We start from the raw sequence: 21387 nt of genomic DNA, 5'->3' as shown, positions 1-21387 counted from the left end.
GCGACGCGGCGCGCGTGCCCACCGCACCGCGCGCGTGGAGGATAGGGCGCATGGATTGGGTTTCGTTCTGGGACGGCGCCAATGCGATCTATGTGAACGAGCGCCACAAGAGCGTGCATTATGAACGCTTGGTGGCGGATCTCGCGTACTTCGTGCCTGGCCCTTCGGCGCGGGTGCTCGATTATGGCTGCGGCGAAGCCCTGGCGGCGCAAGCCATGGCGCGAACCTGCGCGCATCTCACCTTGAGCGACGCCGCGCCGAGCGTGCGGGAAAAGCTGAAAGCGCGCTTATCAGCGGATTCCGCGCTCTCGGTCCTGTCGATCGAGGCGGTGGAGGCGTTGCCGGACGGGAGCTTTGACCTCGTGATCGTCAATTCGTTGGTGCAATATCTTTCCCGCGCCCAGCTCGAAGGGCTGCTCGCGCTGTTTCACCGCCTGCTGGCACCCGGCGGCAGGCTGCTGCTGGCGGATGTGATTCCCCCCGGCGTCGGCGCGGCGCGCGATGCGGCGGCGCTGCTCTCCTTCGCGGCACGGGAAGGATTCTTCTTCGCCGCCGTCCTGGGTCTCGCCCGCACGGCGGTTTCGCCCTATCGCAAGCTGCGGGCCGATCTTGGGCTCGCCACCTATGAGGAAGCCGATGTGCTCGCCATGCTGAAGGCCGCCGGCTTCGCCGCCACGCGCCATCGGCCGAACGTGGGGCACAACCAGGCCCGCATGGCGTTTCTCGCGACCCGCTGAGGCAAGGTCAGCTTGCTTCCGGTCGCGGGCGTTTCTCCGCGAACGCCCACACCCGGTAGCCGGTGAAGGTCCAGCACAGCACCAGCGCGCTGGTGAGGAATTGTGCCAGCAGATAGAACACGCCGAGCCGGTGCACGAACACGTCCATCAGCACCCCGTTCAGCACGAACGCCACGCCCGCGACCGCGAAATAGCGCGGCATCGCGCCGGCATGGGAGCGGGTGGACTTGAAGGTGAAGCGGCTGTTGAGCGTATAGGTCACGCAGCTGCCCACCACGAATCCCACCAGCGAGGCGGAGACCGGCCCCACCACCTCCCATTCCACCAGCGCGCTCAACACCAGGAAATGGAAGAACAGCGCCGTGAACCCGACCCCGAGAAAGGTGGCGAGCTGGATCAGCAGGGGACGGTATTGAGATAAGATATGGCCGAAAGGCAGGGGCACGGGACTGCGGACTCCGGAGCATGGGGCCATGGAGGCGTCTTCCGTCGCGTCCAAATATGGTCTAAGGAAGCCCAATAGCGCGTCGGGAAGAGATAATTCAACGCCCTGCGCCGCGTCTGCCGTCATTCGCGACGGTTTCCATTCCTCAGGGGCGCGCTTCCCGCGGCCCTTTTTTTGCGCCCGCTGAGCGCCCGCGAGACATGCCGAAACGCACTGACCTCGAAACCATCCTCATCATCGGCGCCGGCCCCATCGTCATCGGTCAGGCCTGCGAGTTCGATTATTCCGGCACCCAGGCCTGCAAGGCGCTGAGGGAAGAGGGCTACCGGGTCGTCCTGGTGAACTCCAACCCCGCGACCATCATGACCGACCCGGACATGGCGGACGCCACCTATATCGAGCCGATCACGCCGGAGATCGTCGCCAAGATCATCGAGAAGGAACGCTATGTCCGCCCCGGCGGATTCGCGCTCCTGCCCACCATGGGCGGCCAGACGGCGCTGAATTGCGCCCTGTCGCTGAAACGCATGGGCACGCTCGAAACGTTCAACGTGGAGATGATCGGCGCCACCGCCGAGGCCATCGACAAGGCCGAGGATCGCGAGCTGTTCCGCGAGGCCATGACCAAGATCGGCCTCGACACGCCCACCTCGCGCCAGATCAAGACCCTGGCCCAGGCGCTGGACGCGCTCGATATCGTCGGCCTGCCGGCCATCATCCGCCCGTCCTTCACCATGGGCGGCACCGGCGGCGGCATCGCCTACAACAAGGCCGAGTTCATCGAGATCGTCGAGCGCGGCATCGATGCCTCGCCCACCAGCGAAGTGCTCATCGAGGAGAGCGTGCTTGGCTGGAAGGAATATGAGATGGAGGTCGTCCGCGACAAGGCGGACAATTGCATCATCATCTGCTCCATCGAGAACATCGACCCGATGGGTGTGCACACCGGCGATTCCATCACGGTGGCGCCGGCGCTGACGCTGACCGACAAGGAATACCAGATCATGCGCGACGCATCGCTTGCGGTGCTGCGCGAGATCGGCGTCGAGACCGGCGGCTCGAACGTTCAGTTCGCGATCAACCCCGAGGACGGGCGCATGATCGTGATCGAGATGAACCCGCGCGTGTCGCGCTCCTCGGCGCTGGCCTCCAAGGCCACCGGCTTCCCCATCGCCAAGGTCGCGGCGCGCCTCGCCGTGGGCTACACGCTGGACGAAATCGAGAACGACATCACCGGTGGCGCGACCCCGGCCTCGTTCGAGCCGACCATCGACTACGTGGTCACCAAGATCCCGCGCTTCGCGTTCGAGAAATTCCCCGGCGCCGACACCACGCTCACCACATCCATGAAGTCGGTGGGCGAGGCCATGGCCATCGGCCGCACCTTCCAGGAAAGCCTGCAGAAGGCGTTGCGCTCGCTGGAAACCGGCCTCACCGGGCTCGACGAGATCGAGATCGGCGGGCTCGGCCATGGCGACGACAAGAATGCCGTGCGCGCGGCGCTGGGCACGCCCACGCCCGACCGCCTGCTCTATGTGGCGCAGGCCATGCGCGTCGGCATGAGCGACGAGCAGATCCATTCCGCGTGCAAGATCGATCCCTGGTTCCTGGCCGAGATCCGCGGCATCGTGGAAGCCGAGGACAAGGTGCGCCGCTTCGGCCTGCCCACCACGCCCGGCGCGCTGCGCGGGCTGAAGAGCATGGGCTTCTCGGACGCGCGCCTGGCAAGCCTCGCCGGCATGGGCGAAGGGGATGTGCGCGCGCGTCGGCAGGCGCTGGACGTGCGCCCGGTCTATAAGCGCATCGACACTTGCGCCGCCGAGTTCGCCTCGCCCACGGCCTATATGTATTCCTCCTATGAACGCCCGTTCGGCGCCGCGCCGGCCGACGAGGCGCGGCCCTCCGATGCCAGGAAGGTGGTCATCCTGGGCGGCGGCCCGAACCGGATCGGGCAGGGGATCGAGTTCGACTATTGCTGCTGCCATGCCGCCTTCGCGCTGAAGGAAGCCGGCTATGAAGCCATCATGGTCAATTGCAATCCCGAGACCGTCTCCACCGACTACGACACCTCGGACCGGCTCTATTTCGAGCCGCTGACCGCCGAGGACGTGCTGGAGCTGATCGAGCGCGAGCGCACCGCTGGGACGCTGGTGGGGGTGATCGTGCAGTTCGGCGGCCAGACGCCGCTGAAGCTCGCCCATGCGCTGGAGCAGGCGAACGTGCCGATCCTCGGCACCTCGCCCGACGCCATCGACCTCGCCGAGGACCGCGACCGCTTCAAGCGCCTGCTGAACCAGCTGAAGTTGCGCCAGCCGGACAATGGCATCGCCTATTCGGTGGAACAGGCCCGCATCGTCGCCGCGCAGCTCGGCTTCCCGCTGGTGGTGCGGCCGTCCTACGTGCTCGGCGGGCGGGCGATGCAGATCATCCGCGAGGAAGACCAGCTCGGCGATTACCTCTTGGAGACCCTTCCCGGCCTCGTGCCGCAGGATGTGAAGGCGCGCTATCCCAACGACAAGACGGGCCAGATCAACACGGTGCTGGGCAAGAACCCGCTGCTGTTCGACCGCTATCTCTCGGACGCCATCGAGGTGGACGTGGATGCGCTGTGCGACGGCAAGGAGGTGTTCGTGGCCGGCATCATGGAGCATATTGAGGAAGCCGGCATCCATTCCGGCGACAGCGCCTGCTCGCTCCCGCCCCATTCCCTCTCGCAAGAGATGATCAAGCGGCTGGAGGAGGAAACCTCCGCCCTGGCCCTGGCGCTCGGCGTGGTCGGGCTGATGAATGTGCAATACGCCCTGAAGGGCGACGACATCTATGTGCTCGAAGTCAATCCGCGCGCCTCGCGCACGGTGCCGTTCGTGGCCAAGGTGGTGGGCGTGCCCATCGCCAAGATCGCCGCGCGGGTGATGGCGGGCGAGAAGCTTTCGAGCTTCGATCTTGTGAAGCAGAACATGAACCACATCGCGGTGAAGGAAGCCGTGTTCCCGTTCGCGCGCTTCCCTGGCGTCGATACGGTGCTGGGCCCGGAGATGCGCTCCACCGGCGAGGTGATGGGGCTCGACACCGATTATGGCGTCGCGTTCGCCAAGAGCCAGATCGGCGGCGGCACCAAGGTGCCCAAGGCCGGCACGGTGTTCGTCTCGGTGAAGGAGAGCGACAAGGAACGCATTCTCCCCACGGTGAAACTGTTGCAGGATCTGGGCTTCCGGGTGATCGCGACCTCCGGCACCCAGCGCTATCTGGAAGAGCACGGAATCACCGCCGGCAAGATCAACAAGGTGCTCGAAGGCCGCCCCCACATCGTGGACGCGATCAAGAACGGCGAGGTGCAATTGGTGTTCAACACCACGGAGGGTGCACAGGCGCTTGCGGACAGCCGCTCGTTGCGCCGGTCGGCCCTCTTGCACAAAGTGCCATATTACACCACGCTATCAGGAGCCGTAGCAGCGGCGCAGGGGGTCAAGGCCTATGTGGGCGGCGATCTCCAGGTGCGCGCGTTGCAAAGCTATTTCGGCGTCGGTGCATCGAAGGCCGCGGACAAGGTGTCCGTATCCTGAGGGCTCAGCCCTTTCGAACGTGCGGGACAAAAGGCCCGCGCGCGCGATCGGCATGACTGCTTGAAGGCGCGCCGTAAACCGAGACGGTGATCGTCGCGCGCTTGCGGTATCATATTCAGCGCCGGATGGGCCATCCCACCGGCGGGCGACCAGTGAGTCGCTCCGTTTCTAGGAGGTTCTACGAAGGACCCATGGACAAGATTCCCATGACCCAGGCCGGCTTTGCCGCCATGGAAGTTGAATTGCGCAACCGTCAGCAGGTGGAGCGTCCGAGGATCATCGCAGCGATTTCCGAAGCGCGCGCCCACGGCGATCTTTCGGAAAACGCCGAATATCATGCGGCGAAGGAGCAGCAATCCCTGAACGAGGGACGGATCGCGGAGCTGGAGGACAAGATTTCCCGCGCCGATATCATCGACGTCTCCAAACTCTCCGGCGAGACGGTGAAATTCGGCGCCACCGTCACCCTGGTGGACGAGGACACGGAAGAAGAGAAGGTCTGGCAGATCGTCGGCGACAATGAAGCCGACGCAAAGGCCGGGCGCATCTCCATCTCTTCGCCCGTGGCGCGCGCGCTGATCGGCAAGCAGAAGGGCGCGTCCGTCGAGGTGGTGACGCCTAAGGGCGCCCGTTCGTTCGAAATCGTCTCGGTGCGCTGGGTCTAAAGCGCAAAGGCCTCTGCCTGGCCCGTTCCCTCTCCCGTTTGCGGGGGAGGGGACGGCTTGCCTATCGGGCGGACCGCGCCCTCACTCCGGCATCTCGATCGATTCCAGCGGCACGATCGGAGCGTTCTTCGGCTGTTTCAGGGTCAGCGCCGTCTTCACATTGCGCACGTTGGGCGCGGCAGTGATCTCGAGCACGAAATTCTGGAACGTGCGCAGGTCCGGCGCCACGCACAGCATGAGGAAATCCACGTCTCCCGACAGCATCCAGGCGCCGCGCACCAGCGGCCAATTGTCGATGCGGTCCTGGAAGGCGGAAAGGTCGACCTCCGCCTGGCTGATCAGATGCACCATGGCAAAGCCCATGAGATCATAGCCCAGGCGCTTCTCGTCCAGCAGAGCGCGATAACCCTGGATGATGCCCTCTTCCTCCAGCCCGCGCACGCGGCGCAGGCACGGCGGAGCGGAAATCCCCACGCGGCGGGACAGCTCCACATTGGTCATGCGCCCGTCTCGTTGCAGCTCGGCCAGGATTTTCCAGTCCACGGCGTCGAGATGAGAGGTCAAGGGGTCACTCCTTCGGGCGTTTGCGCCGCACCTTAGTGTAGCCGCGTCGGCACGCAACGAAATTATATTTCGTCAGTGGGCTGGGGACATCCGTCCTGAACCCTATTCGGGTGCAGGCAGTGCCTTGTGGGACAGCGCGGCTGTCCCTACATTCACGCATAGCTCGCGCCAGGGAAGGCGCGGAGAGAGGCGGTCTCGGCCCTTGCAGCCCTCGCAAGCGGGGAGACTGCTCGCCGTTCGAGGTTGCCATGCCTGCTCACCACGCATCCGCCCAGCATGTGAAGGTCGTGATCATCGGATCCGGCCCCGCTGGATATACCGCCGCCATCTATGCCGCCCGCGCCATGCTGGAACCCGTTCTCATCGAGGGCATCCAGCCCGGCGGCCAGCTCACCATCACCACCGACGTGGAAAATTACCCGGGCTTCGCCGACGTCATCCAGGGTCCCTGGCTGATGGAGCAGATGCGCGCCCAAGCCGAGCACGTCGGTACGCGAATCGTCTCCGACCACGTCTCCAGCCTCGATCTGTCGCACCGCCCGTTCCGCCTCGTGACCGAGTCGGGCGCAGTCTATGTGGCCGAGACGGTGATCCTCGCCACCGGCGCGCAGGCGCGCTGGCTCGGCCTCGCCTCGGAGGAGACCTATCGCGGCCTCGGCGTGTCGGCCTGCGCCACCTGCGACGGCTTCTTCTATCGCGGCAAGGAAGTGGTGGTGGTCGGCGGCGGCAATACGGCCGTGGAAGAAGCGCTCTTCCTCACCAATTTCGCCTCCAAGGTGACCCTCGTGCATCGCCGGGACCGGTTGCGGGCGGAGCGCATCCTCCAGGATCGCTTGTTCGCTCATCCCAAGGTCAACGTGGTGTGGAATGCCGCCCTCGAAGAGATCGTGGGGCAGGAGGATCCCTCCCGCGTCACGGCGGTGAAGCTGCGCGACGTGCAGACCGGCAAGGTCGCCGAACTGCGCACCGACGGCGTGTTTATCGCCATCGGCCATGCGCCCGCGACTGGCCTCGTGGAGGGGCAGGTGAAGCTGAAGGAGAGCGGCTATGTGTGGACCGCTTCCGATTCTACCGCCACTTCCGTGCCCGGCCTCTATGCCGCGGGCGATGTGGCGGACGACATTTATCGCCAGGCGGTGACGGCCGCCGGGCGCGGCTGCATGGCGGCCCTGGAAGCGGAGCGCTTCCTTGCGCTCAACGAGGTCTCGGCGGCGGCAGAGTAGCAGCGTAAGGGCGCAAGCATGGACTGGGACAAGCTTAAGGTTTTCCACGTCGCTGCCGAAGCGGGCTCCTTCACCCATGCGGGTGAGACCCTCGGTTTGTCCCAATCCGCCGTGAGCCGGCAGGTCTCGGCTCTGGAGCAGGAGCTGAAAGTGCCCCTGTTCCACCGCCATGCGCGCGGCCTCATTCTCACCGAGCAGGGCGAGCTGCTCTATCGCACCGCGCATGAGGTGTTCCTCAAGCTGGAATCGGCGCGCGCGCAGCTCACCGACAGCCGGGAAAAGCCCAATGGCGACCTTCGGGTGACCACCACGGTCGGCCTCGGCACCCATTGGCTGACCGCGCGGGTGGGCGAATTCGTCGATCTCTATCCCGATATCCGGATCCAGCTCATCCTTACCGACGAGGAGCTGGACCTTGCCATGCGCGAGGCCGATGTCGCGATCCGCATGCGCCAGCCGGTGCAGCCGGATCTGGTGCAGCGCAAACTGTTCACCGTGCATTTTCATGCCTATGCCTCGGCGGATTATCTCAAGCGCCACGGCCACCCGCGCACGCTGGACGAGCTGGACAAGCATCGCATCCTGCTGCTGGGCGGGCCGATCCCGAGCTATTTCCAGGGCTTGAACTGGCTGGAACATGCCGGGCGCGAGGGCGGGGCGCCGCGCGTGCCGGCGTTCGAGGTGAACAGCGTCCTGGGCTTGAAGCGGGCGGTGGAGCGCGGTGTGGGCATCGGCACCTTGCCGGATTATCTCTCCGACGATTCCACCTCGCTGGTGCAATTGTTCACCGACCGCGAAACGCCTCAACTTGAGGCTTATTTCACCTATGCCCAGGAAATGCGCTCGGTGGCCCGCATCCAGGTGTTCCGGGACTTTTTGATCTCCAAGGCGCAGCGCTGGAATTACTGATTTGTGACGCTTTCGGCCTGTGCACGCGGTGTGGGCGCGCATTAGCCAAGCGTCAGGCACATGCCTGACATGCGATCATTTTGCATTGCAATCTGCCCAAGGAAGGGGCAATTTGTCCTTGCACTGCTTGCATCCTGTGCGGTGCAGCAGCTGTTCCCCTCTGGAAGGTTCGCCGCACTGCGGCGATACTTGCCGGGCCTCTCACGAGGTCCGGCACTTTTCTTTTCGGCGCCCCTTGCACGCATATGGTGACGCGGGAACCGCGGGCACGCCGCGTGGGTTTCTTCCGGTGAAGACGCGGAAGGACATTCCATGCATCCCCTGGAGCACGCCCCGGCACCGCTGCGCGGCTCCGGCCCTCACGCAGGGCCGTTCCCCGGCACTCCAGAGCCGACCCGGCCGCCACGGCCCCCTGGTCCGCCCATCGATCCCATCGGCGATCCCGAGGATGTGCCCGATCCGGGCCCGGATCTGCCGCCCTTGCCGGACGATGATCCGCGCCGCGAGCCACGGCGCGATCCTTTCCCCGATCCTGAGCCGGTGGATGATCCCGCGCCGCTGCGCGACGATCCGGTGCAGACGTGAAGAGATCGATGATGCGGATGGGGAAAAACGGCGCGGACCGGCGTGTGGAAGCAGCTGATTCCTGCCGGAGAATTTCGCGGCTTTATTTGGAGTCAATATAAACAGAGCGGCGGTTCAAAAATGCGGGCCTGGATTGCGCAATGCGCGTGGGGCAAATAAAAAAGACGGCGCGGGCTGTGACGCCCGCGCCGTCTTTTCAGGGATACGACTTCAGCTCTTCTTGGCCGGCGCGCGGCGCTTGGCGGCCGGCTTGGCGGCCACGGGGGCGGCGGCGGCGGTCTTGCGCAGCTGGCCGAGGCCGGAGGCCTTCGCCAATTCCGAGCGGGCGGCAGCATAGTTCGGAGCAACCATGGGATAGTCGCTCGGCAGGCCCCACTTCGCGCGGTACTCTTCGGGGGTCAGGTCGTAACGCGTGCGCAGATGGCGCTTCAGCGACTTGAACTGCTTTCCGTCTTCCAGGCAGATGATGTAATCGGGAGTCACCGATTTACGGACGCTGACGGCGGGAGTCAGCGGCACCACTTCCGGTTCCTTGGCGGTCTGCGTGAGGTTGGCGATGGAGGTGTGGACGGTTTCGATCAGGCTCGCGATCTCGCTTGCCGCCACCGAATTATTGCTGACGTAGGCCGCCACGATCTCTGCTGCGAGCTCCACATATATTGCATTCAAGGCGGGATTGGATTCGTCGGTCAATGAAGTCGTCCTTATTCTTGAGTGATGCTTTATTGCCTCATCTCATTGACAACCGCAAGTCTTCGTCGTTTTTCGCGCTAAAATGGCAACGCGGGGTTTTTGCGTGCATCCTTGAAGAGAAGCGGCCTTGGCGGTGCCGCGAAGACGCAGGCGGAAGGCCCGTTCCCAGGGACTTGGCGTGAGGTAATCTTCGTGTTCCCGCTCCCGGCGGTCTAGCCGCAACCCTTTATCCCATCGATATTTCCCTGTCCCGAGCGGGACCGGCGGAGCGTGGGCGGAGGTGAATTGCGCGACGATATTCGCATCGCGGAAGCGGGTGTCACCCTACCATTTAACGTTGATCTTCCCGCGTTCCGATCTTCGAATTCTGCCGCATCTGTGTATCAATACGATTGACCAAACGTAAATGTGAAGCCGGCGCGAGGCCGAAAAGAGAATCACTCAGGCGCCTGTTGCTGAACATTTCCAAGCTTGCGGATTCTGGAAGAAATGGCGTGCCTTGTCCCCTGGGCAGCAGCAATGGCGAAGCTTATGCTCCTGTGGCGGCCACCAGGCCGCGCCAAGGAGGCTCCACATGCTTTCACGCCTCACGCGGTCGACGGCCGCCGCATTTGCCCTTATGGCAGCGGTGGTGTTGCCGATACAGCAGGCGAATGCCTGCACATCCTTCCTGCTGCATTCCAATGACGGTGGTTTCGTCTATGGGCGCACCATGGAATTCGGCCTGCCCATGCAATCGCAATTCATGGTGGTGCCGCGCAAGCTCGCCCTCGCGGGCACCGCGCCGGACGGCACCGCCAATGGGGGCCTGCCGTGGACAACGAAATATGGCGCCGTCGGCCTCAATGGGCTCGGCCTGCCGGTCCTGGTGGACGGCCTCAACGAGGCGGGCCTTGCCGGCGGCATGCTCTATCTGCCGGGCCTTGCCGATTATCAGGAGGTTGCGCCAGCCGAGGCCAAGACGTCGATCGCATCCTACGAACTTCTGCTCTATCTGTTGACGAATTTCGCCACAGTGGAGGAAGTCAAGGTCGCGCTGCCCAAGATCAAGGTCAACAAGGCGCTGCAATCGGTGCTGAAAATGCCGGCGCCGCTGCATGTGACGTTGCATGATGCCGGCGGAAAGAGCCTTGTGATCGAATATATCGGCGGCGTGCTTCACATGCACGACAACCCGACCGGCGTGCTCACCAATGCGCCGCGCTTCGAATGGCACATCGCCAATCTCGGCAATTATCTGAACCTCTCGGCTTATGATCCTAAGCCGATCACCATCGGCGGCCTGACGATCGCACCGCCGAGCACCGGGTCGGGCGCGGTGGGCCTGCCGGGTGATGTGTCTTCGCCCTCGCGCTTCGTTCGGGCGTTCCAATATACCCGTGCGGCGCCTCCGCTCGCCAAGAGTTCGGATGCCGTGGATCTTGCGTTCCACCTGTTGAATACGTTCGATATCGCGCCGGGTGTTGTGCGCACGGCCGCGGACAGCCAGGCCGGCGGCGGTGTCGCCGGGCTCGAAACCACGGAATGGAGCGCCGTGTCCGACCTGAAGACCAAGCGCTTCTATCTGCGCACCTACCAGAACAGCCAGACGCAGGTGCTCGACCTGACCAAGGCCGATCTCGACGCCAAGGCGATGAAGACTTTCTCCATCGAAACGCCGGCGACCACGCTCGACGTCTTGCGCTGAGACGCGTCTTTGCGAAAAACGCATGCCCGGCGAACCGCCGGGCATGTTTGACTTTCGATTCGAAAACGTGCCCGGCGGTCGCTACACGCCGCGCCAGACTGGCGGGCGCTTGGAGGTAAAGGCGTCCACGCCCTCCTGGAAATCGGCGCTGCCATAGGCGGCGCGCACAAGGTCGCCGTCCTCCGGATCGAGATCATCGCCGAGGCGGCGCAGGGCTTCCTTGGTCACGCGCATGGTGACGGGCGCCTGGGAGGCGATGCGCGCGCACATCGCCTCCACATGGGCGTCCAGCGCCTCGGGTGCGACCACGCTCACATAGCCGGCGGGCAGGCTTTCGGCCGGCATCAGCTCCGCCGTCAGGAGCATGCGCTTTACGATCGGCAGCCCCAGCGTCTGGGTGAGGCGGCGCAGGTTTGCGGCTGAAAGGCAGTTTCCCAGCGTGCGGGCGATGGGTATGCCGAACCGCGCGCCCGGTGTCGCCACGCGGAAATCGCAGACGTTGCAAATCACCATGCCGCCGCCGACCGCAAGGCCTTCAACAACGGCGATGGTGGGCATGGGCAGGCGCTCCAGCGCGCCGATGAAGCCCTCCACCTTCGCCTCATAGGCCATGCCATCCTCGCCGTCGGCGAAGGGGCGGAATTGATCGATCGACGTGCCGGCGACGAACGCCTTGCCGCCGGCGCCGCGCAGCACCGCCACGCGTACGGTATCGGCGCTCGTGGCGAGCTGGGCGCAGGCCTGCGCCAATTCCTCATACATGCGCCAGGTCATGGCATTGTGCGCGTGGGGCCGGTCAATGGTGATACGGGCGATCGGCCCGTCGATCTCCAGCCGCACGGTGCCGGTATCGGCGGCGGACGGGGCCGTGGCGGTCAGGGTATCGTTCATGGCGCGAAGGCTCCTCCCGTACGCAGGGCGTCCACGGCTGCGCCGACCACGCCCAATTCTCCGAGGATAGCCTCGGTGTGCTCGCCAAGCAGCGGGGGATGCAGCCGCACCTGCTGCGGGGTGCCCTGGAGCTTCACCGCAAAGCCGATGTTGGGCACCGTGCCCTCGATGGGGTGTGGGATTTCCATGCGCATGTTGCGATGCTGCCCGTGGGCGCTCTCGAAGGCCTGGGGATAGGAATACATGGGGCCGGCGGGAATGCCGACGGCGAGCAGGCTTTCCACCCAGTCTTCGGACGTGCGCGTAACGAACACTTTCTCCAATTCCTCGATCAACGCTTCGCGATTGGCGAGGCGGGCGGAAATGTCGTGGAAGCGCGGATCGTCAATCAATTCGGGCCGGCCGAGATTTTCGCACAGGGCGCGATAGAGCTTCTGGTTGGTGGCGCCCATGACGAAATAGCCGTCCTTGGAACGCACCGCCTGATAGGGCGCGCTCATGCGGTTGGCGGTGCCGAGCGGCGTCGGCTCCTTGCCGGTGCCCCAATATTCGCTGGTGTCCCACACCGAGAAGGCGAGCGCCGCTTCGAACAGCGAGGCGTCGATATATTGTCCTTCGCCGGTATGTGTGCGGCCGATATAGGCGCCGAGCACCGCATAGACCGCGAACAGGCCGCAACCGATGTCGGCCACCGGAACGCCCGCCTTCACCGGCGGGCCACCGGGATGGCCTGTGACGCTCATCACGCCCGACATGGCCTGCGCCATCAGGTCGAAGCCCGGACGCATGGCCCAGGGGCCGGTCTGGCCGAAGCCGGAGATGGATGCATAGACCAGGCGCGGATTGATCGCCTTCAGGCTTTCATAATCGCACTTGAGCTTCTTCATTACCCCGGGCCGATAATTCTCGATCAGAATATCGGCGGTCTCGACCAGCTTATAGAAGAGTTCGCGCCCGGCATCGCTCTTCAGGTTCAGTGCGATGGAGCGTTTGTTCCGGTTCATGTTGAGGAAGCCCATGCTGTCGGGCCCCTTCATCTTGAAACCCATGGCGCTGCGGGTCTGATCGCCCGTTCCCGGGGGTTCCACCTTGATCACGTCGGCGCCGAGATCGCCCAGCAGCATGCTGGCATAGGGGCCGGCCATGACCTGGCTGACGTCCAGCACGCGCACGCCCTCCAGAGGCAAGGGGCGGCGCGCGGCCTGCCCCTCCACCGCGGGGCGTTCGGCGGTGTCCCGCGCGGGGGCGGGGCGATGGGGTGCGTTCATGAAGGGGTCTCCTGGCATCTCATCAATAATTACGAATTTTGTGGCGCGTGATGGCGCCGGCGCGCGCGGTGTCTGGTCTTATTCCGCGGGAATCTTGCGCGGTCGGCCGACCGCACGCCGGGCAGGGATGGGAAGCGCGGTGCCCCGTTCTGCCGCACCTGCCGCGCCCGTTCCTTCGCGACGCCCAGCGCCCTCGGCGGCACTTTCGCGGGCGATGAATTCGCGGGCGATGCCGGCGGTGGTGCCGGTCACATGCTCTTCCAGCAACTTGGACAGGCGGGGACCATCGCGCGCTTCCAGCGCCGCGATCATCTGCTCGTGCTCCGCCACCGCCTGACGCCAATGCTCGGGGCTCTTGCGCATCACGAAGCGGCACGCGTGGATGCGGGTGAGCACCTGCTGATAGAAGGAGGCGAGCGTCGCATTGCCCGCCAGCTCGAACGTGGCGTCGTGGATCCGGCGGTTCAGCTTGAGATAGGCGGGCTCATCGCCGGCCCGGTAATGGGCCATCATCTGGTCATGCAGCGCCCGCACCTGGGCGATCTGCGCGTCGGTGGCGTTGCGACAGGCGAGCGTGCCGGCCAGCGCTTCCAGCGACGCCATGATGGGGAAGAGCTCCTCCACCTGCTCCTCGGTGATGCGGGCGACGATGGCGCCGCGATGGGGCAGGATCTGCAGCACGCCTTCCGCCGCAAGCACTTTTAGCGCTTCGCGAATGGGTGTGCGGGAGACGCCGAAATGCGCGCACAGCCGCTCTTCCGGCACTTTCTCGCCGGGCCTCAGTTCGCCTTGCAGGATCATATCCCGCAAGGGCGCCACGAGAGTTTCATGCAGCGAGTGGCGAACGATGTGCGCGGGGCGCGTCATGACAGGGGCATCCGGCGTGATCGAGGGAAGCCTAGCGGCCCCTTAATTTCGCATCAATAATTAAAAATGCGATTTAATTAATTTTCAGCCGGGTGCGGTGAAAAGGGCGACGGGCGCTGCCAAGCCCGGTGCGGGGGCGGGGCGCGAAATGCTATAGCGCGCGCAACCAGTAAAGGGCGGGACCATGGCGACGGCGACGATCTATGGCATCAAGAATTGCGAGACCATGAAAAAGGCGCGCGCCTGGCTCGATGCCCATGGGATCTCTTATGATTTTCACGATTACAAAACCCAGGGCATCGAGCGCGACCAGTTGGACTCCTGGGTGCGCACGCTCGGGTGGGAGGTGCTGCTGAACCGCGCCGGCACCACATTCCGCAAGCTGCCGGACGCCGAGAAGACCGGCCTCGATGAAGCCAAGGCGGTGGCGTTGATGCTGGCCCAGCCTTCCATGATCAAGCGGCCGGTGCTGGATCTGGGCAGCCGGCTGATCGTGGGCTTCAAGGAGGGGGACTATGCGGCCGCGCTGGGGTAGGGGTTCGGGGGCCGGCAAAACGCGTACGAACGGCGAGAAGGCCTAAACCACGCCCACCCGCGCCATTCCGCCGGACTTGAACGGCGCCATGCCGTCGCGGGCGAGTTGGTCCGCGCGCTCGTTCAGTTCATTGCCGGCGTGGCCCTTCACCCAGTGCCACGCGATCTCGTGGCGACCGAGGGCGGCGTCGAGCCGTTCCCAGAGATCCTGGTTCTTCACCGGCTTCTTGTCGGCGGTCCGCCAGCCGTTGCGGCGCCAGCCGGCGACCCATTTGGTGATGCCGTTGCGCAGATATTCGCTGTCGGTGTGGAGGTCCACCGCGCTCGGCTTCTTCAGTGCCTCCAGGGCGCTGATGGCGGCCATCAGCTCCATGCGGTTGTTGGTGGTGTGCGCCTCGCCGCCGGAGAGTTCCTTCTCGTGCGGCCCGGAACGCAGAACCGCCCCCCAGCCGCCCGGTCCCGGATTGCCGGAACAGGCGCCGTCGGTCCAGATTTCGATGCGGGCGCTCATGCGGCCAGTCCATAGTCGCGGGCGGTGTGCACCGCGCGGTGGAAGCGCAGCTTGCGCAGATATTCCAGCGGGTCCTTGGGCCGCACCAGCGCACCCTCCGGCACGTTCAGCCAGTCTACGAGGCGGGTCAGCAGAAAGCGCAGCGCAGCCCCGCGCGCGAGCCGCGGCAGGGCCTCGGCCTCGCCGGGGGTCAGCTGGCGCACCGCCTGGTAGCCGGCCAGAAGCGCCCGGCCCTTGGTGGCGTTGAAGGCGCCATCCTGCTCGAAGCACCAAGCGTTCAGGCACACCGCCACGTCATAGGCATAAAGATCGGTGCAGGCGAAATAGAAATCGATGATACCGGAGAGCCGATCGTCCAGGAAGAAGGCGTTGTCCGGAAACAGGTCGGCATGGATGACCCCGGCAGGCAGGCCGTGGGGCCACGCGCCCTCCAGCTCGGAAAGCTCGGCGCCGATGGTCTCGGCCAAGCCCGGCACGACCTCGTCAGCGCGCGCGCGGGCAGCCTCGAACAGGGGGCGCCAGCCGGAGACGGACAGGGCGTTCGGCCGCTTCAGCGCGAAATCCGCACCGGCCAGGTGCAGCCGCGCCAGCGCCTCGCCCAATTGTCCGCACTGTGCGGCGGTGGGCCGGCGCACGGAAACCCCGCGCAAAAACGTGACGATCGCCGCCGGTCGGCCGGCCAGCTCGCCCAGCATGGAGCCGTCGCGCCCGGCCACCGGCTCGGGGCAGGATAGGCCACGCGCGGCCAGGTGCTGCATCAGGCCGATGAAGAAGGGCAGGTCCGCCGGGTCCACCCGCTTCTCGTACAAGGTGAGAATGAACGTGCCGCGACTGGTTTGCAGCAGGAAGTTCGAGTTCTCAACGCCCTCGGCGATGCCGTGGAAGGATTCCAGCGTGCCGATATCGTAGCGCTCAAGGAATTCGGCAAGGCTCGTGGCCGAGACGTCGGTATAGACAGCCACGCTCTATTCCGCCGCGTCGGGGCGCAGGGCGCGGGGCAGGGGAAAGAACACGTCTTCCTGGGCGGCGGTTACGGTCTCGACATGCAATGTGTAACGCTCCGCAAACGCATCGAGGATTTCTTCCACCAGGATTTCGGGCGCGGAGGCGCCGGCGGTCACGCCGAGGCTGGCGATGCCTTCAAAGCGGGGCCAGTCGATGTCGGCGGCCCGTTGCACCAGCACCGCGACGTCGCAGCCCTCGCGCGCGGCGGTCTCGCGCAGGCGCTGGGAATTGGAGGAATTCGGCGCACCCACCACCACCATGGCATCCACCTTGGGCGCCACCTTCTTCACCGCTTCCTGGCGGTTGGTGGTGGCATAGCAGATGTCTTCCTTGTGGGGTGCGACCGTCGCCGGGAAGCGCGAGGTCAGGATCGCGACGATTTCCGCCGTGTCGTCGATGGAAAGCGTGGTCTGCGTCACATAGGCGAGATTGTTCGCATCGCGCGGGGTGAAGGCGCGCGCATCCTCGGCGGTCTCGATCAGCGTGACCACGCCGGGCTCGAACTGTCCCATGGTGCCCACCACTTCTGGGTGGCCCTTGTGGCCGATCAGCAGGATGTCGCGGCCCTTCTTGTGGTGCACCTGCGCTTCGCGATGCACTTTGGTGACCAGCGGGCAGGTGGCGTCGATGGCGAAGAAATTGCGCGCGGCGGCGTTTTCCGGCACCGATTTCGCAACCCCGTGGGCGGAGAAAATCACCGGCGCGCTGGTGGGCGGAATCTCGTCCAGCTCGCGCACGAAGACCGCGCCCTTGTTCTTAAGCCCTTCCACCACATACTTATTATGCACGATCTCGTGGCGCACATAGACCGGCGCGCCATGCATTTCCAGCGCCCGTTCCACCGCGTCGATGGCGCGCACGACGCCGGCGCAGAAGCCGCGCGGGGCGCAGAGCAGGACACGGAGCGGGGGCTTTTCTTCCATGATTCATGTGTTCCAGGGTTCGGACGCTGAAAAGCCCCGCCGGCACCCCGCCTGTCAAGCGGCGCGGCCGGCGCGGGACGATTCGCACGCTCCCGCAGGGGAGCATTTGCATAAGAACGCACAGGCGCTTATGTTAAGCGCATCCCGGACATCGTGAGACATCCGCGGTTCGCTCCCGACCCGGAGCGACCTCGCGCAGATTTGCGCCCCAGGTGTCGCGAATGTCCACCTAAGAGAAGCTTCAGAGGCAGCCCATGTCACCCAACACCCCCCTGATGCCGAAAGCGACGGCCGTTTGGCTGGTGGAGAATACCGCGCTCACGTTCGAGCAGATCGGCGATTTTTGCAAACTTCACCCGCTGGAAGTGAAGGGCATCGCCGACGGCGAAGTCGCGCAGGGAATCAAGGGGCTCGATCCCATCTCCAACGGCCAGCTCACGCGCGAGGAAATCGACCTTGCGGAGAAGAACGAGAGCCGCCGGCTGAAATTGCAGGAATCCAAGGTGCGCCTGCCGGAGCAGAAGCGCCGCAAGGGTCCGCGCTACACCCCGGTGTCGCGTCGCCACGACCGCCCGAACGCGATTCTGTGGCTGGTCCGCAATCATGCCGAATTGAAGGACGCGCAGATCATCCGCCTCGTCGGCACCACCAAGGCGACGATCCAGCAGATCAAGGAGCGCACCCACTGGAATTCGGCGGCGCTCACCCCAATGGACCCAGTGACCCTCGGCCTGTGCAGCCAGATCGACCTGGACATGGAAGTCCAACGCGCCGCCAAGGATCGGCCCGCTTCGCCGGCCGGCGAGGACAAGGGCGCAACCCTTCTGCCCGCCGACGTCACGACCCGCCACGAGGAGCGCGACACTGACCACGCGCCAAGCGGCCGTCGGGAATCGCTGGATCTGGAAACCGTGTTCGCCAAGCTCGGCGGCTCCAAGAAGGGCGAGTGACGCACGCCGCGCGCTAGCGCGGTGCCCTGGCCTCTGAGATACTTGGCCTCAGGGGTACCTGGCCTCAGGGGTGCCCTGGCCTCTGAATAGAAACGGCGCCCCGGGAGGCGCCGTTTTTGTTTCAGCTCCACTGTGCGGCGTGGCTGCGTCGCGCGGCCCCTCGCTGCGTGACCTTGGGCCTAATGGGCCATCAGCACCGGCACGGTCATGGTGTCGAGGATTTCGCGGGTGACGCCGCCCATCACCAATTCCTTCAGTCGGGAATGGCCGTAGCCGCCCATGATGACGAAATCCGCGCCCTGGTCGGACACTTCGTTCAGAATCGTGTCGGCGACCTTCTGCCCCGGGCCGATATGCAGCTTGTGCACGTCCGCCTTGAGACCGTGACGGGCGAGATGGCGGGCCACCTCGGCGCAGCCTTCGAAACTCTGTTCGTCCTCATTGCCGCGAATGATCGAGAGAACCTCGATGGTCTTGGCCAGATGCAGCAGGGGCATGCCTTCGTTGAGGGCGCGGGCGGCGGCGCGGCTGCCGTCCCACGCGATCACGGCGCGGCCGGTGCCGAGCGGCGTCGTCTGCACGTAGGGCACCAGCAGCACCGCGCGGCCGCTGTCCATCAGCACGGTCTCGGCGATCACCTCTTCCGGGCCGGGCCGGTCGGGATCGGGCTGGGCGACCACAGTCAGATCGAACAGGCGGGCCATGCTCGCGAAGCGATTCGCCGCGATGCCGAGCGAGGCGCTGAGCGTGCGTGTTTCATAGACGATCCCCGCCGCCGCGGCTTCGTGACCGAACCGCTCCGCCGCCTTCAGCGCGGCTTCCTCGTTTTCCTTGATCTGCGCATCAATGAAATCGGTCGGCAGCGCGCCCATGTAGAAGGGCGGCACTTCCATTTCATAAGTCACCGCAAGGCCGGTGAGGTTGGCGGACAGGCGGGCCGCCAAGTGAATTGCAAATTCGCCGGCCGCGTCACGCGCGCCGCCGTTGGTCAGATTGACGAGAATGTCCCGGATCATCGGAAGTGGCCTCTCCTTGAGCGCGATCCGCCCATATGGAACCACCAAGTGGTTCCATATGGGCGGTGAATCGCCCTCTCACTTATTGAATAGAGGCGGATTCACTGCCCATTATTGAAACGCCAAAGGCGATTCAATATGGGCAGATCCGGCTCTAGCCGTGTCGGCGACACGACCTTAGCTCGTGTCGTCGACATTTAATTCAGCTTAAGTATTGGCCACAATTCCTTCATTGACCCGCCGCAAATTTCGACCGCGCATCGGATATCAACATCTGAAATGGAAAACGCGGCCGCCGGGGGGGAGGCGACCGCGTCCATGGACAGTGCCGGGGGAAGCACACTGTCCGTCGCGTTAACGCGCCACTGGGAACGGCGGTTCCCCTAGGTTCTAAAAAAATGTCGAGTCTCTCGCCTATCCCCCCGATCCCGGCTAAACGGGTGAAAATAGCCAGCGGCGCCAAGGGCGGCTTTCCCATGACACCCGACCTCAGCATCGTCGTTCCGGTCTACAACGAGGCGGAAGGCCTGCCGACCTTTCATGCCAAGCTCAGCGCCTGCGCCCAGGCGGTCGCCCGCGCGCGCAGCATGCGGATCGAGATCGTCTATGTGGACGACGGCAGCCGCGACGCCTGCGCCACCGTGGCCGGTGAATTGCCGGCCTTGGGCGTCGATGTGCAGGTGGTGGCGCTCTCCCGCAATTTCGGCAAGGAAGCTGCCCTGCTCGCCGGGCTCGACCATGCGCGCGGCGATGCGCTGTTGTTCATGGACGGCGACGGCCAGCATCCCCCCGAAATGATCGAAACCTTCGTCGGCCTCTGGAAGGATCAGGGTTATGACGTGCCCTATGCGGTCAAGGCCGACCGCATGGATGAGGCGGCGTCCCGGCGCTGGTTCGTTAAGGTGTTCTACAAGCTGCTGAATTTCGGCGCCTCGACGCGCATCCCCGAGGATGCGGCGGATTTTCGCCTGCTCTCGCCGCGCGCCACGGCGGCCCTGCGCCGCCTGCCGGAGCGCAACCGCTTCTTCAAGGGCCTGTCGAGCTGGATCGGCTTTCGCCAGATCGCCGTGCCCTATCGGCCGGCAGGGCGCACCCATGGGTCCAGCAGTTGGAGCTTCTTCCGCCTGCTGAGCCTCTCCATGGAGGCGCTGACCTCGTTCTCGCCCGCCCCGTTGCGGCTCGCCGGCCTGGTGGGCGCGGGGCTTGCCGGCATCGCTTTCCTGTATGGCGTGTGGATCGTGATCGAGCGCCTGTTCTGGGGCATTCCGGTGCCAGGATACCCCTCACTTGTGGTCGGCCTGATGGTGATCGGCGGCGTGCAATTGCTGGTGATCGGCGTGATGGGCGAATATATCGCGCGCATCCTCTCGGAGATCAAAGCGCGCCCGGTCTATTTCGTCGCCGACCATGCGCTGCGCCATGACGAGGAGCCGGCAGCGCCCGTCGCGGCCGATTATGGCGATGTCGGCGTGCGCCCGATGATCCTGCCGTGAAATCCATCTGGATCTGCGCGGACGATTACGCCCTCGCACCGGGTGTGTCGGAGGCGATCCGCGCGCTTCTTTCCATGGGCCGGCTGAACGCCACCTCGGTGATGACCGTGTTTCCCGGCCTCGCCGAGGAGGCCGCATGTCTTGACGAGGCCCTGCGGACGAAGCCCACGCCTACGTCCGCCAGCATCGGGCTGCATGTGACGTTTACGGGCGGATTCACCCCGCTCGCCGCCGATCCGCTCGGCGGGACGGCTTTCGCGCCGTTGCGGGCGGTCGTCGGGCGTGCGCTCACCGGCCGGCTGGACGCAGCCGCGGTCCGCGCGGAGGTGGAGGCCCAGTTCCAGGCCTTCCATGCCGCCTTCGGCCGCCCGCCTGCCCATGTGGACGGGCATCAGCATGTGCACCTTCTTCCTGGCATCCGGGGCGTGGTCTTGGAAGCGACGGCCCGCCATGCGCCCGGCGCCCTGGTGCGCGACTGCACGCCGGCGCCCCTGGCGCGTCTCGGCTTCGATGCCAAGGCCCGGCTGCTCGGCCTGTTCGCCACCGGGCTGAAGGCGCAGGCGCAGGCGTGGGGCTTGCCGACCAACAGCGGTTTTGCCGGCGCCTATGATTTCGGCCCAGGGCACGATTTCGTGGCGCTGCTCGGCCATTTCATCGCCGGGCTTCCCGACGGCGGCCTCGTCATGGTGCATCCCGGCCATCCCGACGCCGTGCTCGCAAGCCGCGATCCGGTCACCGACCAGCGCGCGCGCGAATATGCCGCCTTGGCGGGTGACGCCTTTCTGGCGCTGCTGTCCCAGGCGGACGCGCGTCTGGCCTGAGTTCTGCCGAACACCGCCGCCTGGTGGGTGATTCCCC

General features: G+C 65.2%; 21 protein-coding genes. 11 read left to right on the top strand and 10 right to left on the bottom strand.

What is annotated here, in order from left to right; translation table 11 throughout:
• The first annotated feature begins 50 nt into the window (after positions 1-50).
• Positions 51-737, top strand: a complete 687-nt coding sequence (locus tag V5G24_RS14965; protein WP_394081588.1) for a class I SAM-dependent methyltransferase — start codon at positions 51-53, stop codon at positions 735-737.
• 7 nt (positions 738-744) lie between these two features.
• Here V5G24_RS14965 and V5G24_RS14960 read toward each other — a convergent pair whose 3' ends face one another.
• Positions 745-1182 carry a GtrA family protein gene (locus tag V5G24_RS14960; protein ID WP_394081590.1) on the bottom strand — a complete coding sequence of 146 codons (438 nt, stop codon included), beginning with the start codon at positions 1180-1182 and terminating at the stop codon, positions 745-747.
• A gap of 200 nt (positions 1183-1382) precedes the next feature.
• Here V5G24_RS14960 and carB point away from each other — a divergent pair, with 200 nt between their 5' ends.
• Positions 1383-4745 (top strand): carbamoyl-phosphate synthase large subunit, encoded by a 3363-nt coding sequence (carB, locus tag V5G24_RS14955; RefSeq protein WP_394081592.1) that lies wholly within the window; start codon positions 1383-1385, stop codon positions 4743-4745.
• Positions 4746-4936: 191 nt separating this feature from the next.
• Positions 4937-5410 (top strand): transcription elongation factor GreA, encoded by a 474-nt coding sequence (greA, locus tag V5G24_RS14950; RefSeq protein WP_394081594.1) that lies wholly within the window; start codon positions 4937-4939, stop codon positions 5408-5410.
• A gap of 81 nt (positions 5411-5491) precedes the next feature.
• On the opposite strand, the gene V5G24_RS14945 is transcribed toward greA, so the two are convergent.
• Positions 5492-5974: an Lrp/AsnC family transcriptional regulator gene (locus V5G24_RS14945; RefSeq protein WP_394081596.1), complete on the bottom strand. Its 483-nt coding sequence runs from the start codon at positions 5972-5974 to the stop codon at positions 5492-5494.
• 248 nt (positions 5975-6222) lie between these two features.
• On the opposite strand from V5G24_RS14945, the gene trxB reads away from it, so the two are divergent.
• The 3 genes from trxB to V5G24_RS14930 all read left to right on the top strand — a co-directional run bounded on the left by trxB (position 6223) and on the right by V5G24_RS14930 (position 8691).
• Positions 6223-7197, top strand: a complete 975-nt coding sequence (trxB, locus tag V5G24_RS14940; protein ID WP_394081598.1) for a thioredoxin-disulfide reductase — start codon at positions 6223-6225, stop codon at positions 7195-7197.
• A gap of 18 nt (positions 7198-7215) precedes the next feature.
• Positions 7216-8106 carry a LysR family transcriptional regulator gene (locus V5G24_RS14935; protein WP_394044591.1) on the top strand — a complete coding sequence of 297 codons (891 nt, stop codon included), beginning with the start codon at positions 7216-7218 and terminating at the stop codon, positions 8104-8106.
• A 312-nt stretch (positions 8107-8418) separates the two neighbouring features.
• Positions 8419-8691 (top strand): hypothetical protein, encoded by a 273-nt coding sequence (locus V5G24_RS14930; RefSeq protein WP_394081600.1) that lies wholly within the window; start codon positions 8419-8421, stop codon positions 8689-8691.
• A 210-nt stretch (positions 8692-8901) separates the two neighbouring features.
• Here the strand turns inward: V5G24_RS14930 and V5G24_RS14925 are convergent, their stop codons facing one another.
• Positions 8902-9384, bottom strand: coding sequence for a Ros/MucR family transcriptional regulator (locus V5G24_RS14925; RefSeq protein ID WP_394081602.1), 483 nt, complete (start codon positions 9382-9384; stop codon positions 8902-8904).
• A gap of 574 nt (positions 9385-9958) precedes the next feature.
• On the opposite strand from V5G24_RS14925, the gene V5G24_RS14920 reads away from it, so the two are divergent.
• Positions 9959-11071 (top strand): linear amide C-N hydrolase, encoded by a 1113-nt coding sequence (locus V5G24_RS14920; RefSeq protein WP_394081604.1) that lies wholly within the window; start codon positions 9959-9961, stop codon positions 11069-11071.
• Between the two features lie 81 nt (positions 11072-11152).
• Here V5G24_RS14920 and V5G24_RS14915 read toward each other — a convergent pair whose 3' ends face one another.
• The 3 genes from V5G24_RS14915 to V5G24_RS14905 all read right to left on the bottom strand — a co-directional run bounded on the left by V5G24_RS14915 (position 11153) and on the right by V5G24_RS14905 (position 14097).
• Entirely contained in the window at positions 11153-11962 is an 810-nt protein-coding gene (locus V5G24_RS14915; RefSeq protein ID WP_394081606.1) for an enoyl-CoA hydratase/isomerase family protein, read from the bottom strand.
• Positions 11959-13230, bottom strand: coding sequence for a CaiB/BaiF CoA transferase family protein (locus V5G24_RS14910; RefSeq protein ID WP_394081608.1), 1272 nt, complete (start codon positions 13228-13230; stop codon positions 11959-11961). Before V5G24_RS14910 ends, V5G24_RS14915 begins: the two co-directional genes overlap by 4 nt.
• 78 nt (positions 13231-13308) lie before the next feature.
• The gene (locus V5G24_RS14905; protein ID WP_394081610.1) at positions 13309-14097 is read right to left on the bottom strand and encodes a GntR family transcriptional regulator; all 789 of its coding nucleotides are present in this window, start codon (positions 14095-14097) and stop codon (positions 13309-13311) included.
• 184 nt (positions 14098-14281) lie between these two features.
• On the opposite strand from V5G24_RS14905, the gene V5G24_RS14900 reads away from it, so the two are divergent.
• Positions 14282-14632: an ArsC family reductase gene (locus V5G24_RS14900; protein ID WP_394081612.1), complete on the top strand. Its 351-nt coding sequence runs from the start codon at positions 14282-14284 to the stop codon at positions 14630-14632.
• Between the two features lie 42 nt (positions 14633-14674).
• Here the strand turns inward: V5G24_RS14900 and rnhA are convergent, their stop codons facing one another.
• Genes rnhA through ispH form a run of 3 tightly spaced genes read right to left on the bottom strand, consistent with a single transcriptional unit; the run spans position 14675 to position 17070 of the window.
• On the bottom strand, positions 14675-15142 hold the full coding sequence (gene rnhA / locus V5G24_RS14895) for a ribonuclease HI (RefSeq protein ID WP_394081614.1): 468 nt from the start codon (positions 15140-15142) through the stop codon (positions 14675-14677).
• Positions 15139-16104, bottom strand: coding sequence for a homoserine kinase (locus tag V5G24_RS14890; protein WP_394081616.1), 966 nt, complete (start codon positions 16102-16104; stop codon positions 15139-15141). Before V5G24_RS14890 ends, rnhA begins: the two co-directional genes overlap by 4 nt.
• 3 nt (positions 16105-16107) lie before the next feature.
• Positions 16108-17070, bottom strand: a complete 963-nt coding sequence (ispH, locus tag V5G24_RS14885; RefSeq protein WP_394081618.1) for a 4-hydroxy-3-methylbut-2-enyl diphosphate reductase — start codon at positions 17068-17070, stop codon at positions 16108-16110.
• Positions 17071-17324: 254 nt separating this feature from the next.
• On the opposite strand from ispH, the gene V5G24_RS14880 reads away from it, so the two are divergent.
• Positions 17325-18020 (top strand): DUF1013 domain-containing protein, encoded by a 696-nt coding sequence (locus V5G24_RS14880; protein WP_394081620.1) that lies wholly within the window; start codon positions 17325-17327, stop codon positions 18018-18020.
• A 179-nt stretch (positions 18021-18199) separates the two neighbouring features.
• Here the strand turns inward: V5G24_RS14880 and V5G24_RS14875 are convergent, their stop codons facing one another.
• The gene (locus V5G24_RS14875) at positions 18200-19036 is read right to left on the bottom strand and encodes a universal stress protein (protein WP_394081622.1); all 837 of its coding nucleotides are present in this window, start codon (positions 19034-19036) and stop codon (positions 18200-18202) included.
• A gap of 476 nt (positions 19037-19512) precedes the next feature.
• Here V5G24_RS14875 and V5G24_RS14870 point away from each other — a divergent pair, with 476 nt between their 5' ends.
• Together V5G24_RS14870 and V5G24_RS14865 are read left to right on the top strand one after the other, a co-directional pair.
• Positions 19513-20529 (top strand): glycosyltransferase family 2 protein, encoded by a 1017-nt coding sequence (locus V5G24_RS14870; RefSeq protein WP_394082102.1) that lies wholly within the window; start codon positions 19513-19515, stop codon positions 20527-20529.
• Positions 20526-21350, top strand: a complete 825-nt coding sequence (locus tag V5G24_RS14865; protein WP_394081624.1) for a ChbG/HpnK family deacetylase — start codon at positions 20526-20528, stop codon at positions 21348-21350. Before V5G24_RS14870 ends, V5G24_RS14865 begins: the two co-directional genes overlap by 4 nt.
• The last annotated feature ends 37 nt before the right edge of the window (positions 21351-21387 follow it).

The sequence above is a fragment of the Roseixanthobacter finlandensis genome (genome assembly GCF_043195105.2).
Classification (GTDB): Bacteria; Pseudomonadota; Alphaproteobacteria; order Rhizobiales; family Xanthobacteraceae; genus NCEH01.
This window is presented reverse-complemented; position numbering and strand designations above follow the sequence as displayed.